The 13,922-nt window shown below is 52.5% G+C and carries 14 protein-coding genes and 1 riboswitch; of the genes, 6 read left to right on the top strand and 8 right to left on the bottom strand.

Annotation, left to right across the window (positions count from 1 at the left end):
• The coding region (locus VKV29_RS00140) for a hypothetical protein (protein WP_324199267.1) at positions 1–943 on the top strand (943 nt) is incomplete at its 5' end.
• On the opposite strand, the gene VKV29_RS00135 is transcribed toward VKV29_RS00140, so the two are convergent.
• From VKV29_RS00135 to VKV29_RS00120, 4 genes are all read right to left on the bottom strand, one after another.
• Positions 933–2,054, bottom strand: a complete 1,122-nt coding sequence (locus VKV29_RS00135; protein WP_324199266.1) for a deoxyguanosinetriphosphate triphosphohydrolase — start codon at positions 2,052–2,054, stop codon at positions 933–935. The two genes, VKV29_RS00140 and VKV29_RS00135, sit on opposite strands and share 11 nt — an antisense overlap.
• Before the next feature lie 12 nt (positions 2,055–2,066).
• Entirely contained in the window at positions 2,067–4,154 is a 2,088-nt protein-coding gene (ppk1, locus tag VKV29_RS00130) for a polyphosphate kinase 1 (protein WP_324199265.1), read from the bottom strand.
• Positions 4,155–4,236: 82 nt separating this feature from the next.
• Positions 4,237–5,667 carry a DUF512 domain-containing protein gene (locus VKV29_RS00125; protein ID WP_324199264.1) on the bottom strand — a complete coding sequence of 477 codons (1,431 nt, stop codon included), beginning with the start codon at positions 5,665–5,667 and terminating at the stop codon, positions 4,237–4,239.
• A gap of 84 nt (positions 5,668–5,751) precedes the next feature.
• Positions 5,752–6,309, bottom strand: coding sequence for a sigma-70 family RNA polymerase sigma factor (locus tag VKV29_RS00120; protein WP_324199263.1), 558 nt, complete (start codon positions 6,307–6,309; stop codon positions 5,752–5,754).
• A 42-nt stretch (positions 6,310–6,351) separates the two neighbouring features.
• Between VKV29_RS00120 and VKV29_RS00115 the strand changes: the two genes are divergently transcribed.
• Positions 6,352–6,495, top strand: coding sequence for a hypothetical protein (locus tag VKV29_RS00115; protein WP_324199262.1), 144 nt, complete (start codon positions 6,352–6,354; stop codon positions 6,493–6,495).
• A 204-nt stretch (positions 6,496–6,699) separates the two neighbouring features.
• On the opposite strand, the gene VKV29_RS00110 is transcribed toward VKV29_RS00115, so the two are convergent.
• The 4 genes from VKV29_RS00110 to VKV29_RS00095 form a co-directional block, all read right to left on the bottom strand.
• Positions 6,700–7,338 (bottom strand): hypothetical protein, encoded by a 639-nt coding sequence (locus VKV29_RS00110; protein ID WP_324199261.1) that lies wholly within the window; start codon positions 7,336–7,338, stop codon positions 6,700–6,702.
• Positions 7,339–7,496: 158 nt separating this feature from the next.
• Positions 7,497–7,730: a hypothetical protein gene (locus VKV29_RS00105; protein ID WP_324199260.1), complete on the bottom strand. Its 234-nt coding sequence runs from the start codon at positions 7,728–7,730 to the stop codon at positions 7,497–7,499.
• Between the two features lie 29 nt (positions 7,731–7,759).
• Positions 7,760–9,064 carry an Nramp family divalent metal transporter gene (locus VKV29_RS00100; protein WP_324199259.1) on the bottom strand — a complete coding sequence of 435 codons (1,305 nt, stop codon included), beginning with the start codon at positions 9,062–9,064 and terminating at the stop codon, positions 7,760–7,762.
• 30 nt (positions 9,065–9,094) lie between these two features.
• Positions 9,095–9,334 (bottom strand): hypothetical protein, encoded by a 240-nt coding sequence (locus tag VKV29_RS00095; RefSeq protein ID WP_324199258.1) that lies wholly within the window; start codon positions 9,332–9,334, stop codon positions 9,095–9,097.
• A gap of 461 nt (positions 9,335–9,795) precedes the next feature.
• Positions 9,796–9,967: riboswitch (M-box (ykoK) riboswitch) on the bottom strand.
• Positions 9,968–10,091: 124 nt separating this feature from the next.
• On the opposite strand from VKV29_RS00095, the gene nagA reads away from it, so the two are divergent.
• The 4 genes from nagA to VKV29_RS00075 all read left to right on the top strand — a co-directional run.
• Positions 10,092–11,249 carry an N-acetylglucosamine-6-phosphate deacetylase gene (nagA, locus tag VKV29_RS00090; protein ID WP_324199257.1) on the top strand — a complete coding sequence of 386 codons (1,158 nt, stop codon included), beginning with the start codon at positions 10,092–10,094 and terminating at the stop codon, positions 11,247–11,249.
• Positions 11,250–11,356: 107 nt separating this feature from the next.
• On the top strand, positions 11,357–12,520 hold the full coding sequence (locus VKV29_RS00085; RefSeq protein ID WP_324199256.1) for a GntR family transcriptional regulator: 1,164 nt from the start codon (positions 11,357–11,359) through the stop codon (positions 12,518–12,520).
• A 74-nt stretch (positions 12,521–12,594) separates the two neighbouring features.
• Complete coding sequence (locus VKV29_RS00080; protein ID WP_324199255.1) at positions 12,595–13,380, top strand: DUF1559 domain-containing protein; 786 nt, start codon at positions 12,595–12,597, stop codon at positions 13,378–13,380.
• Between the two features lie 300 nt (positions 13,381–13,680).
• Positions 13,681–13,922, top strand: a 242-nt coding sequence (locus VKV29_RS00075) for a hypothetical protein (protein ID WP_324199254.1), incomplete at its 3' end; no start/stop codon positions are given.

Raw genomic sequence — 13,922 nt, 5'->3', positions numbered from 1 at the left:
GTTGAACTATCGTCATATCATAACAAACCTTATCGGACCATGTGTTGTGCTTACTGCCTTTGCGGGCTATATAGGAAGTGCTTACGCTCAACAGACACCGGCGAATGCCTCTTTGGCAGCACAGGAGCCACAAAACCCCGTGCAGCTTATGCAGACCCTGACACCATCACTCGTCACGGTAAAGATCGTTTACAAGACTCAGGTGAGTGAGGGAGGGCAGTCGTCAACTTCGGAGGGAAAAACAGAGACCACGGGCGTAGTAGTATCTCCGGACGGGCTTGTGATGTTGTCAACCAGCAGCTACTCGTTTGACTTTGGTGGCTTTTTCGGCAATATCGGAGGTGGCGGGGATAACTCCGATTTCAAGTCGAAAACTATTCCTACCGACTTCAAGGTAACGGTCGGGCATGATCAGAAAGATTACAGCGCTAAACTGGTCGCTACCGATACCATCTTAGGGCTGACCTTCATTCAGATTACCGATCTGCAAGGAAAGAGGTTAGAGGCCGTGGACATGAGCCAGGGCGCGCAGCCTGCCTTAGGGGAGAAGGTGATACTCTTCTCGCGTCTGAGCAAAGGGTACGATTACACTCCCTATTTTCATATAACCACCGTGTGTGGTGAGATACAGATTCCTCGCCATGCCTATCTGCTAGACGGGGCCGGTCTACCGATAGGGCTGCCCGTGTACGATCTCAGCGGGAAACCTTTAGGCATCCTTACCACGTTAGCGCCAACGGTTGTTGAGACCGATTCGGGCGGTATGGGAATGCAGATCATGCAGCGTCTGTTTAGCGGAGGGGGATTCGGCCAGGTTTTCTTGGTTCCGGCCGAATCGGTGAATACGATCATCATGCAGGCCAAGGAGCGTGCGGCAAAGCTGTCGGCGACGGCGTCTAACTCAAGTTCCTCAGGGACAACGGCTGCGCCCCCTAAGAAGTAGGCATTCCGTCGCGGCGAATAGGTTTTGGAACGAAGTGGGCTACGAAGCGGGATACGGCATAGCGGTCGGTCATACCGGCGATGAAGTCGCAAACGTGTTGGGCGCGTTCGGCAGGTGTGCATTCACGAAGGTGCGTCTCGCCTTTCATAAGCTCCGGTTGCTCCATATACAGGTGGAAAAGCGCACGAATGACGTGTTGAGCTTTCCTTAAATCCTCGTTCCCCTTGGCCGCGTTCCAGTAGACGCGCTCAAACATAAAGTCTTTGAGGCGGTCAACACACTCCGACATCGTTGCAGACATTGTGACCTCGGGGCGATCAGAGCTTGTAAGTACGATATCCTCTACCATTCTAGCAATGCGCTGTGAATAGGAGCGGCCCAACGTTTTCATGATATCTTGGGGCAAATCGGCATAGGTGATGACTTTTGCGCGTATGGCGTCATCTATGTCGTGATTGATGTAGGCCACCCGATCGGCGATCCGCACGACTTTACCCTCTAGGGTGGTAGGCAGATCGGCTTCCTGACAAAGGTCTGCCCTGCCCTTACTATGCCTTGCGATGCCGTCTTTTACTTCCCATGTTAAATTCAGGCCCGGCTGCTTGGAGATTCCATCGGAGGGATCGGTATTTTCTTCGGGCACGAAGTCCGTTCTATATTCCAGCAGTTCCACCACGCGCAGGCTCTGCTCATAATGGCGGAAGCCTGCATCGGGAACAAACTCGCGATAGGCCGCATCGAGGGCCTCCTCGCCGGCGTGGCCAAACGGGGGATGTCCTAGGTCATGGGCGAGAGCGATGGCCTCGGTGAGGTCTTCGTTTAAACGCAGGGCGCGGGCGATGGTGCGGGCTATTTGGGCGACTTCGAGGGTATGGGTTAATCGCGTGCGATAGTGATCTTCCTCCGGATCAATAAAGACCTGTGTTTTATGTTTCAGGCGACGGAACGCTTTGGAATGGAGAATGCGATCGCGATCTCTCTGAAAGGCAGTACGGACAGAGTCGGGCGGTTCCGGCTTTTCGCGCCCCCGCCAGAGAGCGGCCTTAGCCGCCCAAGGGGCGAGATAGCTTAGTTCCCAATGCTCCTGTCGTTCACGAGGTGTGAGAGACATGGGGTGGCGCTCCTATACATTTGCTAATCGCTGTAGCAAGATACGTTGGGAGCTTCTTTCGGCTTCCCCAAGGGCCGGGTGTCGTCGGGTGTAGCACCCATCAGGATGGAGGTCCCAGGCTTGCATGTTATCCTCGAGCATTATTTGGAGTACCTCCAGAAGCTCCTTGCGGTTGTTAGGGGCGAGGATAGGAACAACGACTTCAATGCGTCGATCGAGATTACGCGGCATCCAATCGGCGCTACCGATATAGATGTCTTCATTTCCACCATTGTGGAAGTAAAAAATTCGGCTATGTTCAAGGAAGCGCCCGACGATGCTGATGACTCGGATGTTCTCAGATAGTCCTGGCACCCCCGGGCGGAGGCAGCACATGCCGCGCACGATAAGGTCAATTTGCACGCCTGCTTGAGAGGCTCGATAGAGGCTTTGGATGATCTCGGGGTCTACGAGCGCATTCATTTTTGCGATGATGCGCCCTGGGGTGTCTGCGCGGTGGACGGATATTTCGCGTTCAATAAGCTCCAGTAGGCGAGATCGGAGATTAATGGGAGCTACGAGGAAGCGGCGGTAGTTTTTTTGATGTGAGTAACCGGTAAGGTAGTTAAAAAGCTCAGTAGCGTCGGCACCGAAATCGTCATCGCAGGTAAGAAGCCCGATATCGGTGTAGACCGTAGCGGTACGGGGGTTATAGTTTCCGGTTCCGACATGGAGGTAGCGTCGAAGGCCATCTACCTCCCGGCGAACGACGAGGGTTACCTTACAGTGGGTCTTCAGGCCTAGCAGTCCGTAGACCACATGAACGCCGGCATTTTCAAGTTGTCGTGCCCAGGTGATGTTATTTGCCTCATCGAAACGCGCTTTAAGTTCTACCAGACAGGCCACCTGTTTGCCGTTGAGGGCGGCATCCATGAGGGCATTTAGGATGGGCGAGTCGCCGCTGGTGCGGTACAGCGTATGCTTGATGGTGAGCACGTTAGGATCGTCGGCAGCGGCGCGCAGAAAGTCGGTAACGCAGTCGAAGGACTGGTAAGGGTGGTGAAGCAGGATGTCCTGTTTCTTAATGGCATCGAACGGGTTTTGGGCACCGCGCAGGGCGGGAGGGATGGAGGGTGTAAAGGGCGGGTCACGCAGTTCGGGAATGTCGAGCGAGGCGATGGGCATAAGGTCATTCAGAGCGAGCGGGCCGTCTACGGTGTAAACTTCTTCTTCCAAGGCTTTAACTCCCGCGATAATCGTGCGACGTATCTCTTCAGGCATTTCGCTGGTGAACTCCACCCGCTCCACCTCACCAAAGCGGCGGCGCACGAGCGCTTCCTCTATAAACTCCAGCAGGTCGGTTGCGACATGCTCTTGCAGCTCGAGGTCTGCATTGCGAGTGATTCGAAACGGATAGGCTCCGAGTATCTCCATACCGACGAAGAGCCGGTCGAGATGTGCTATGATCAGCTCCTCTAGGTAGATATACCGGTAGGTATGGCCTGGTACCGGCACCATACGAGGGAGCGCAGAGGGTTCAGGAACTTTGACTCGGGCAAAGCGTTGCTGACCCGAGAGAGGGTCTCGAACGATGACCGCCAGGCTAAGACTTAAGTTTGAAATGTACGGGAACGGGTGACCTGGATCCACTGCGAGCGGAGTGAGCACCGGGAAGACCTGTTTTTCAAAGTAGGTTGTTAATGACGCTTTTTCTTTGTCACCGATGTTTTGATAGCTATCAATATGAACACCGTGTTGGGCTAGGCAGGGAAGCAGGGCACGATAGCAGTCGTATTGTGCTTTAAGAAGCGGTTCAAGGCGCGCTTTGATGGCACGGAGATCGTCGAGGTAACTCTGTTCCGTGGGCAGTTTACCGGTCTCCTGGCTCACACGTTCGCGCATGCCGGAGACATAGATCATGAAGAACTCATCGAGATTACTGCTAAAGATGGCCAGAAACTTCAATCGTTCCAGCAGTGGATTGCGAGGGTTATTGGCTTCATCCAGCACACGCGCGTTAAATTCAAGCCAGCTCAGTTCCCGATTGAAGAACAGAGGCGACTGAACTTTGTGTCGCAATTTACGGTTTGGTTTGCGGCTTTCGAGCGGTTCGTGCTGCATCGGTGGCGGCCCTCACATAAAGAATACGTATCAACATTAAAACTATTTTCGGATTTTGTTGGATAATGTCCTAGCACAGCGTCTATGTGGTCATTTGGTATTCTGCAAGCTGTTCGTCTACAACCCAAGCCGAACCCTGTGTTCGAGGGGAAGAGGACTTGGGGGGCAGCAGGCCTAACGCGGAGGCGAGCGCTCGCGGAGAGTTGCCTACGACCTGAAGATTTAGCCCTGACGATTCTCGAGCCTGTGCGATGGTAAGGTCATCGAGAAAGAGGGTGTTATCTCGTAGACAGATGCTAGGAATAAATACAGTTGAACGGCAGCTAGGAAACTGCGCCAGTTGATGCAGGATATCTTGTGCGGTGAGTAGGCCGGCGATATGGATGTTTCCCCCGAAGAAATGGTTTTTGACCACACACACATTCAGGGCGATGCCTTCTATGCGATTAAAAAGGTCGGCCATTTGTTGTATTTGAGCGGCCGGCAGTTCGGCAGTGACGAGGGTGGCTGAAACAGGGTGCGGTGCCTTGCGGGGCAGCCGTGGTGTTATGCGGCGTAGTTCCTCGAGGAAAAGGCGCATGGTGCCGATGCCATCTTCGAGTTGAGGAAACTCCTCGTAGTGCGTGCGACCGGGATAGGGATATTGGGCCACATAGTACCACTCGTCGCCTAGCCAGGCAAAGCGTGTGCCCAACATTTTGCGAAAGCGGCGTGTATGGTGTTGTACCTGAGCAATAAGCGCACGGGCGTAGTCACGGTCGGCATAGCGAAGCGGCGTGAGTTTGGAGCGGAAGCGGGTAAGCCCTACGGGCACAATGGCAACCGAGCAGACGCCGGATCGCTTGCCGGTGATGGCGCGATGTTCTGCGGCAAGCTCAACAAGGGTTTGGTCGAGAGCGGGGCCATCGTTGAGATCGGGGCAGAGAACAATCTGCGCATGGACATCAATGCGGTTATCGGCCAATTGGCGCAACTGGGGTAGGATAGGTGCCGGCTCTTTTCTGCCCAAAAGGCGGGCGCGTAAGATGGGATCGGTGGCATGCACTGAGACATAGAGGGGCGAGAGGCGTTGTTCAAGAATGCGTTCCCACTCTTGGGCAGTAATATTGGTAAGGGTAACGTAATTGCCGTGCATGAAAGAGAGCCGAAAGTCATCATCCATGAGGTAGAGTGAGCGTCGCATGCCTTTAGGTTGTTGGTGAATAAAGCAGAAGACGCAGCGGTTTTTGCAGGTATGCACCTTATCGCCTAGTTCGTGTTCGAATTCCAGGCCTAGGTCTTCTTCCGGCTCTTTGTAGAGCGTGATCTGTATCTCTTGTTCGTCACGTTGAATGGTGATTCTCAGCGACTCTTCGGCAGCGTAAAATCGGTAATCAAGGATATCGAGAATCGGTTTATCGTTAATACGTTTGAGCAGGTCGCCTGGGCGAATACCGGCCTCTGCTGCCGGACTATGGGGTGCCACTTGCGACACGATTAGAGCGTTGAGATTTTTTACAAAGATTTCTGACATGGCAGAATCTATTTTACCGGAAAATCGCCGTTTTTTGAGATGACAGGAATCGATAAAGTGGAATGGGAGATGTGGAGAATAAATTTATTGCGAGTTGCAGAGGTAGGTGAGAGAATCTAGGAAGAGCTTTCTAGCCTTCTTCAGTCGGTATTGAACGGTGCGTTCACAGAGACCATCTCGTTGTGCGATGGCTTTAACCGAAAGGTCATTTTGAAAATAATCGATCAGCAGTTGGCGCTCATCCGAAGGGAGACTCTGCAGAGCTTCTTGTACCGCCTGTTGCATCTGCACTCGGCTTGCTGTTTCGATTAGCACCTCTTCGGGAGTGGGAGATGGGTCGGGGATATGGTTTAATGGGTTGAAGGTGTCGCTGCAGAGGGAGGTAAATGAGACTTCGTGTTTTTGTATCGTTCCTTGCTTTTCCTTATAGTCTAGCACGGCATTGTGGGCCACTTTAGCCAGCCAAGGTTGACGGGAATCGCATTCCTCTGGTGAGGTGCAGCGGCCAAGCGCGTGACGGAGAAAGAGTTTAATAACCGCGTCTTGCTCGCAGTCTCCTCGATCTTGAAGAGGGATGCTGAAGTTTTTCATATAGTGGCGCAGGAGCTTTCTGAAACATGTTTCACAGTTGTATTTCACCATGATGGTCGGTTTCCTCTTTCATCGTGGGAGTGGTTGCCAAGGATGCTAGTGCCGGCATATGATGGGGAGGTGGGGGTTGAGTTGCGACAAGCTCATGCTTCAGAAGCCATAAAAGATGCCGCCGAGCTTGCGATAGAGGAAGTCCGTGTTTGGATACAACGAGATTTTCGATCTGGTGGGCATTGAACTTCAGGATACGGTTGTATTTTAAGAAGCGGAGAAGCTCGCGTGGTTCCGGTAGAGTCAGAATATATTCCCATGTTTAAATAGCTTTGGTAGATAAAAGCGCAAATACTACAGCTTAGAATTCTCTAAGTTGTACTACCAAACAGACAAATAACAAAATGGAGATATCCTGAAAGGATATCTCCAAAAAGGGGAAGTGATCGGTTATTTGAACAGTTGCACGCTCCAAGAGATAACGGCGTAGGGAAACAGGCGATGATGGCCGTGATTGCTGATGTAGACGGCGGGATTAAGACTAAGGTTTGGGGTGAGATAGTAGGTGCCTCCGATGGTGCTCGCGTTTTCTCCTCCGCCCTGATGGTCGAGCATGAGAGTGAAGTGCGAGGATATCTGATAGCCGAAGCCGGCGATCGGCTCGGTTCTATGGCCGGTGTATATGGCACCTAAAACCCACTGCTGGCGGCCCGCGTTGGTGCCAAACTCAAAAAGTTCTTGAGGCCCGCCATGGGAGATAGGCCAGTTCAGAAGCCCTGTGGTAACGGTGAAACCTGTTTTTAGTTGGACGAGGGCATACTGAAAGTTTATTAAGTCCTCTTGAGTAGGTGTGAAGTTATGGAACCAATCTATGGAAAAATTTTTTGTAAGCCCAAGTTCAAATTGGGTTTGCCAAGGGGTTCCGATGTGAGCATCTTGGGCTTGTAGGGTTATGCTTAGCACACCCTTTGGGTGGGTTGGCGGAGTTGGTATTTGGTTAAGCCCGATAACATCGGCTTGAGCCGGCGACTTCAAGGCACAGAGAATTCCGAAGAGAATCGGGCAGGATGCGAGTCGAAATCGGTTCACGTTTGGTTCCTCCTTTTTAGTTATTGGTGTTCATGCTTTCATGCCAAATGTGCTTAACGAAGTGTTCTGGCGCCCCGATCCGTAAAGGGGGAGGAGGCTTATTGGTTATTCGTGAAGCCAATAAAGCATCGCACCTTCTTGTGGATCGGGACGACGATCTAACCATGTAATGCGTGGCTGCCAAAGAGATGCATTTGGGCGATCAAGCGATAGAGCAGCAACAATCCCATTATGATCAGGTAGGCGCGAAGGGTAATTAGAGAGAACTTCACGCTGCGGCTCATGGGCATAGGCCCGACCTTCTCCGGATCGCGCTTCTCTTCAGGCTCATCATCAAGCGGATGAACCACATAGTAGAGATTGTCATCGTTCATCAGTTTAGACACGGCCATTTTTTAAACCTCCTTTGTAGTGATTTGTTTTAGGAAGACGCAGGGAACAGGTTGGGTGCGATCACCTGGGCTGCAAGGATAAAAGAGAGCGTGAACAACAAGATGATGATGATCCAGTTAATCCAGTTGTTCCAGGGCTTATTGGCGAACTCTTCTCCCAGAAGCTCGCGATCGTTGAGTAGCAGTTGCAGAAAGACGATGGCGGCAGGAAGCATAATGCCTGCAAGCACCTGCACGCTGATGATGATAAGTTGCAACGGTGCTTTGGGGATGAGGACGATAGCTGCCGCCAGGAGCACGCCGATAGCATAGATAGTATAGAAACCGGGAGCTTCCTTAAATGTGGCGTTCAAGGTATGCTTCCAGCCTTTAACTTCCCCAAAGGCCCATGCACTCGAAAGAGAGACGGCGGTAGCGCCGAGAACGGCAGCGTTGCACATGAGCAGCAGAATGGCGTATTTGACGAAGGGGCCTAGCGTTGGGCCGAGCGCCACGGCCATTTGGGCCGGGTCGGTATAGTTGATATGGTGGCGATAGGCTGCATCTCCGGCAAGGATCATGCAGCCGGCGACGATGATGGTGAAACACGCCCCGAGGAAAGTGTCTAGCCGTTCCCACTTAAGGTCGGAAAAACGCAGCCGTTTATCGGCCACGCACGACTGTTGGAAGAAGAGTTGCCATGGTGCGATGGTTGTTCCCACCAGAGCGATAACGAGAAAGACCAAGTTCGTTGTTAGGCCTCCAGGAGGAATATGAGGCACTACTGAATCATGGATGAGCTGCTTGGAGTTGGGATGGCAAAGCATGGCGATGACCAGCCAGATAGCATCGAGTAAGCAGAGGACGATGGTGGGGCGCTCCCATCGCAGGTAGTGACCCGTAACCACCAGGACGACCAAGCCGATAGCAAAGAGGGGAACGGCAATATAGGGACTTACCCCCATTTTTGCCCAGGCCAGAGAGATCGCCGCGAACTCGGTGACAATAGTCAGAAAGTTAACGATGAGGAGGTCCATCAGGGAGAAAAAGCCCCACCATTTCCCAAATCGCCGGTAGATCATGGCTGCATGGCCTTGCCCGGTGGCAATGCCGAGTCGTGCGACCATCTCTTGGACAAAATAGGTGATAGGCAGCAGCAGCAGGAGCACCCATAGAAGATGGGTGCCATACTGCGCTCCGGCCTGTGTGTAGGTGGACACCGCTCCGGCATCGTTATCGGCCTCCATAACGATTAGGCCCGGGCCGAATACCAGCAGAAAAGTAAGTAACTCCTTCTGCCAACGGCCACGTACGGCGCGGCCTTTGGTTTTTGTTTGTTCATTCAGAATAGTCATTTTTCCGTCCTCTCATTGAAGTGATGGCTTTCAGGCTACTATTGCGGCCATTCCTATGTTTTCGTGCTGACCCGGAGGCGCCCATTCGACAGGGTCTTCCGTCGGCGTCTCTTGCAGATCGGTGACCCGGTTGGTTGTGTGGTACACATGGTGAATCGGCTGGGGCTGAGTCGTTTCCAACAGATAGTTCAGCGGATGCGACTCGGTGTCCACAACCCACTTGGGCACCAGTTGCCCCATTTCATTTTTTAACCAGACCATTTTGAGCATGGCTTTACCCTCCTCTCTGGAAATTGAGGTTAGTTTACCGACGTCGGGCATCGCCTTTGTGGGCAGGATGTTAGGCGCGATCACGTCTTTGAAAGAGGGGATAAAGCCTCTCCATGAGACGCAATACGCCCTATTACCTACCTACAAGGCAGCGCACAAACGCTGTAGGATGAGGGACGGGAAGAGATGGAGGTTGAGGAGAGGAAGCCATCACCTCACACGTCCCGTCGGCCCTGCCGTGAGCCGAGCGGACGTGCTAGTGACAGCCTAAGAGGCTAGAGGAGCATACCGCCGGCTACACGGCCTAATTGTGATTTGCCTCCGTTACTTGGAGGCTCGATACTATTGGTATCCATAGTTCCTTTGAAATCTCCGTGTGCCATCGGCTTTTGGGCAAGAAGCACGTAATAAAGCCCGCCTGTTGAGCGAGAGGCGGGCCGTTGGATTCGATTTAGAAGGTTAACGAACCCCACTCGCTCAAGTTTTGGCACCGCGTACCCTAGAGGCTTGAAGCCTCAGCCACGTTAGGTAGACCCTTCGAACGGGAGTACCTGTTATACCCTTAAGGTGTCTCTGGACACGAAAGGGCAGTGGCCTATATGTATGCGGGAGCCTCACCTATCGAGGTGAATTCCCATTTTTTATTTTCGGCGAGCACCTTACGCTTCGCCAAACTTTCCTACGCAGTATACTAAACGAAAGTTCCACTTGTCAAGGCTTTAAGAGTTTTTTCAGCAACCAATCGGAGGTATGAGAAATGCGCTTATTGGCAGGAAGGGTTGCGGACGCACTGCATATCCAAGAGAAGGCTATGGTGATGGTGGAGGATGGTCGAATAACCCAAATTGAATCATGGGATGATGCTACTCGGCCTCAAAAAGCGGACATAGATGCTCGCCGTTGGTTACTTGTGCCGGGGTTTGTGGATATTCATGTTCACGGAGGGGCTGGGCGCTATGTGATGGAGGCAGATGAGGAGGCGATTCTGTCAGTCGCGCATCATCTTACACGACATGGGGTAACCGGCTTTTTGCCAACCACCATAACTGGTCCTAGAGAGCAGTTAACCGCCGTGTTGGAGGTAATCGTCCGTCTTATGCGAGGGAGGGCTTGCGAGAGTGCCTGCGTTCTCGGTTGTCATCTGGAAGGGCCTTACATTAATCCTCAGAAAAAGGGTGCGCAGCCAGAAGCATACATTCTGACACCGGACTGTAACGATTTTCTGCGTTGGGCAGGGCCGTATTTAGAAGTGGTGCGTATTATGACTCTGGCGCCTGAATTGCCGGGGGCGGATCAACTTATAAGGATGTTGGTAAGAGAAGGCATTATTGTTTCTATTGGCCACACCAATGCCACCAATGCGGATGTGGATAGAGCCATAGGGTTTGGGGCGCGCCATGTAACGCACTGTGGTAATGCGATGCGTGGTATGGAGAGCAGGGAACCGGGTGTTCTAGGGGCGGCCCTTGCTCGCTCGGAGTTGGTAGCGGAGCTGATTTGGGATAACATTCATGTGCACCCCGCCGTTTGTAAGGTTATCGTGGAGGCAAAGGGAGCGCGAGGGGTTATTCTCATTTCCGACGGCATTCCTGGGGCAGGGATGCCGGATGGATATAGCTTTTCCTTGGGCGATTTACCGGTAGTGGTCTCTAACGGTGCGGCACGTTTGCCGGATGGAACTTTGGCCGGTAGCTTACTGACCCTCGAACGCGCATTTTACAACGCCGGAGGTTATGATTTGCGAAAGCGGGTCCTCATGTCATCGTATAATGCCCTATGTGCTTTAGGGCTGAACCATCGGAAAGGGCGCATTGCCCCTGGCTATGATGCCGATCTGGTGGTTTTGGACGAAGAGGGAACGGTGCGCCTGACGGTAATAGAAGGGCGTATCGTTTATGATGGGCGGGAGGGCTAGACCCAAAAATTTTTCGGGAAACCCTTGACATGAGCCGATCTTAGTGCTAAAATGAGTCTATACTACTAGGTAGCTAGAAAAATATGTCATCAAGTATCACAAAGCCAATGATGGTTGGGCTCAAGGCCGTGCGCGTCGTGAGGGACGGCCCTCTGCCACGTCATCTCCAAGTGAAGCAGATTCTTCGAGACCTCGTGCAACGTGGTGTTTGGAAAGCGGGAGACAGAATACCGGCGGAGACGGAGATCGCAAGCAGTCTGGGCGTCAGCAAAATGACGGTAAATAAGGCTATCTTGGCTTTAGTAGAGGAAGGGCTTTTCGTTCGAGAAGTCGGGCGAGGCACCTTTGTAAAGGACTTCACGGCTGGTGGGGGGCGGACGCGGCGTGAAAGAACATTAGAGTGGCCTCGGCGTCGAACGCCTCTCGTCTATCATGTAATCACCGTAGGCCCTACCGAGATGGTAGCCGACAACGAGTACCTTTGTGCGCTTCTGTTAGCGATGCGCTGCCAGGTAAGTCCTTTGGAGGTGACGCTGACGCTGCAGCATGTACGTGGAGGTGACTATGTACGCTTTTGGCGCTCGGATCACAGTGCCGGTTGGATCTTAGTAGCGCCACGTCAAGAGGATGTGGAAGGGTTGCACGCTCTTGCCGCCGAGGGGGCTAGGGCTGTGGTTGTGGGAGCCTCGTGGCAAGGGGTGCCGCTTCCCTGTGTGGATAGTAATAACCGCGAAGGCGCAGAAATGGCCGTGGATCACCTATTTCGTTTAGGGCACCGTAAGATCGGTTTGATCTATGCCGAGCCGAATGCCATCAACACGCAAGATCGAATTCTAGGATTTCAGGCCGCCTTACAAGCAAAGGTCTTGCCGTTTAGGCCTGACTGGATGTTAGATGCCGGAACGGCGGAGGGCATTGCGGAACCGACTTACACAAGGCTGCGCGAACTGCTGAAGGGTTCGACCCGTCCAACAGCCTTTTTGGCCGCCGGTCCCTTTTTAGCACGAACTTTGCTGGAGCTTGCTCAAGAGGAGGGAATTAAGGTTCCGGAACAGCTTTCTATCGTTGGTTTCGACGATCCGACGGCGGTGGCGCACGCGGTACCTAAGCTAACAACAGTGAAGCAGCCGCTAGAGGTCATGGGGCGTGAGGCCATCAAAAAGCTGCAGGAGATGCATGAGCGAGGGGTGATGAAGCTTTCCGACCCCGACAGAATCTTCCTGCCTTGCACCCTCATCGCCAGGGAGTCTACGGCGCCTCCTCCTCAATGAGGGGCGAATGAACATTTTGTGCTTTGTACGGGAAGGCACAAAGTAACCAAAACAACTCAATCGGAGGAATAGTAATGCAAAGTAAAAGAGCTTTTACACTGATTGAATTGCTTGTAGTAATCGCAATAATAGCGATTCTCGCAGCAATTCTGTTCCCTGTGTTTGCACAGGCTCGGGAGAAGGCACGCTCGATCTCGTGTCTATCGAATCTCAAACAGATCGGGCTGGCGACTATGATGTATGCACAGGATTATGATGAGACCTTTTTCCAATTGCCGTGGCATCGAAAACCTGGAGATACCGGATGTCCTCCTAATCCGAATGCTCCCTGCCCTACCGTGTGGTGGAGCGATCTGCTTATGCCCTATATAAAGAACCAGGCTATTTTTAGTTGCCCGAGTAACAACGATACACTTTTCAGTACCTGGGGATATACACCTCCCAAATATAGAGTTACTTACGGTTTAGATCACCCCTACTTAGACACCGGTCCACATACGACGTCAGACCTATCTAATCCGTCTGAGGTAGCCTTTTTCTCAGATGATAGGTATGCCTGGAACTGGTACACCTGTCAACCTAATGGAACTGGAGGCTATGCTCTTTATTGGGACTGGGCTGATCCTCTTTCTGGATGGGCTGGATACGGCGACTTTAAGGACCATTCACGTACGCCCCGTCACTTTAACGGCCAAAACTTTGCGTATGCTGATGGGCATGCAAAGTTTGGCCCATTAAGTGTGCCTGCCCCAGATGCATCCAGAGGGTTCTCCAATGGCCTTTATTATGGTGCCTTTCGCACTGCTCGCGCCTATGATTTAAACTATAGTGATAAGAAGTGCAGCATCCCTGTTAATTAGCTGCAACCTGCTGGTCGGGCGTGGAAAGCGGCAAGCTGCCCATGCCCGACGGCTCGAAAGGAGTATATAGAGATGCGACAAAATCTTAATCCTATTGTAGTAGGAATCGTACTAGGATTCGTTCTGCTCCTGCTAGTTATCATTGGGATTAAAGTTTTCAGCGGTAGTGGTGCTGGCACGAAACCGCAACCCCTTGACTATAAGATTCCACCCCCGGCAGCTCATGCTGTTCAATCTGGTAGCAGCGGCACACCCTAGAGCGATTGGTGTTTGACATATTGGGGAGACTCGTCATATATAGTGACTGTGTCAAAACAATCGAGGTGGATATACAGTACTTTCGTTGTGCTCGCGTTCGCCGTAGCAATGTGGGTGCGCGTAAAATACACTGATCCCCCCTCTTTGATGCGGCGCTATATGGATGCCGTTCATCTTGCAGAGGCGGGAGACTACGTGCACGCCGTTGCCATTTGGCAGCGGCTTTTAGTGGAGTATCCCTCCTTTCCTTACACCTACTTTCAGCTGGGGCGTTTTTACGCCCG

Origin of the sequence: Chthonomonas sp. (assembly GCF_035294165.1) — a bacterium.
Taxonomy (GTDB): domain Bacteria; phylum Armatimonadota; class Chthonomonadetes; order Chthonomonadales; family Chthonomonadaceae; genus Chthonomonas.
The sequence above is the reverse complement of the archived record's forward strand: the minus strand, read 5'-3'. Positions and strand labels throughout refer to the sequence as shown.

Coding starts and splice junctions, on each gene's coding strand:
- VKV29_RS00100 (WP_324199259.1), bottom strand. CDS start 9,064: ATGACTATTCTGAATGAACAAACAAAAACCAAAGGCCGCGCCGTACGT.
- VKV29_RS00085 (WP_324199256.1), top strand. CDS start 11,357: ATGATGGTTGGGCTCAAGGCCGTGCGCGTCGTGAGGGACGGCCCTCTG.
- VKV29_RS00135 (WP_324199266.1), bottom strand. CDS start 2,054: ATGTCTCTCACACCTCGTGAACGACAGGAGCATTGGGAACTAAGCTAT.
- ppk1 (WP_324199265.1), bottom strand. CDS start 4,154: ATGCAGCACGAACCGCTCGAAAGCCGCAAACCAAACCGTAAATTGCGA.
- VKV29_RS00080 (WP_324199255.1), top strand. CDS start 12,595: ATGCAAAGTAAAAGAGCTTTTACACTGATTGAATTGCTTGTAGTAATC.
- VKV29_RS00120 (WP_324199263.1), bottom strand. CDS start 6,309: ATGGTGAAATACAACTGTGAAACATGTTTCAGAAAGCTCCTGCGCCAC.
- VKV29_RS00105 (WP_324199260.1), bottom strand. CDS start 7,730: ATGGCCGTGTCTAAACTGATGAACGATGACAATCTCTACTATGTGGTT.
- VKV29_RS00095 (WP_324199258.1), bottom strand. CDS start 9,334: ATGCTCAAAATGGTCTGGTTAAAAAATGAAATGGGGCAACTGGTGCCC.
- VKV29_RS00125 (WP_324199264.1), bottom strand. CDS start 5,667: ATGTCAGAAATCTTTGTAAAAAATCTCAACGCTCTAATCGTGTCGCAA.
- VKV29_RS00115 (WP_324199262.1), top strand. CDS start 6,352: ATGCTAGTGCCGGCATATGATGGGGAGGTGGGGGTTGAGTTGCGACAA.
- nagA (WP_324199257.1), top strand. CDS start 10,092: ATGCGCTTATTGGCAGGAAGGGTTGCGGACGCACTGCATATCCAAGAG.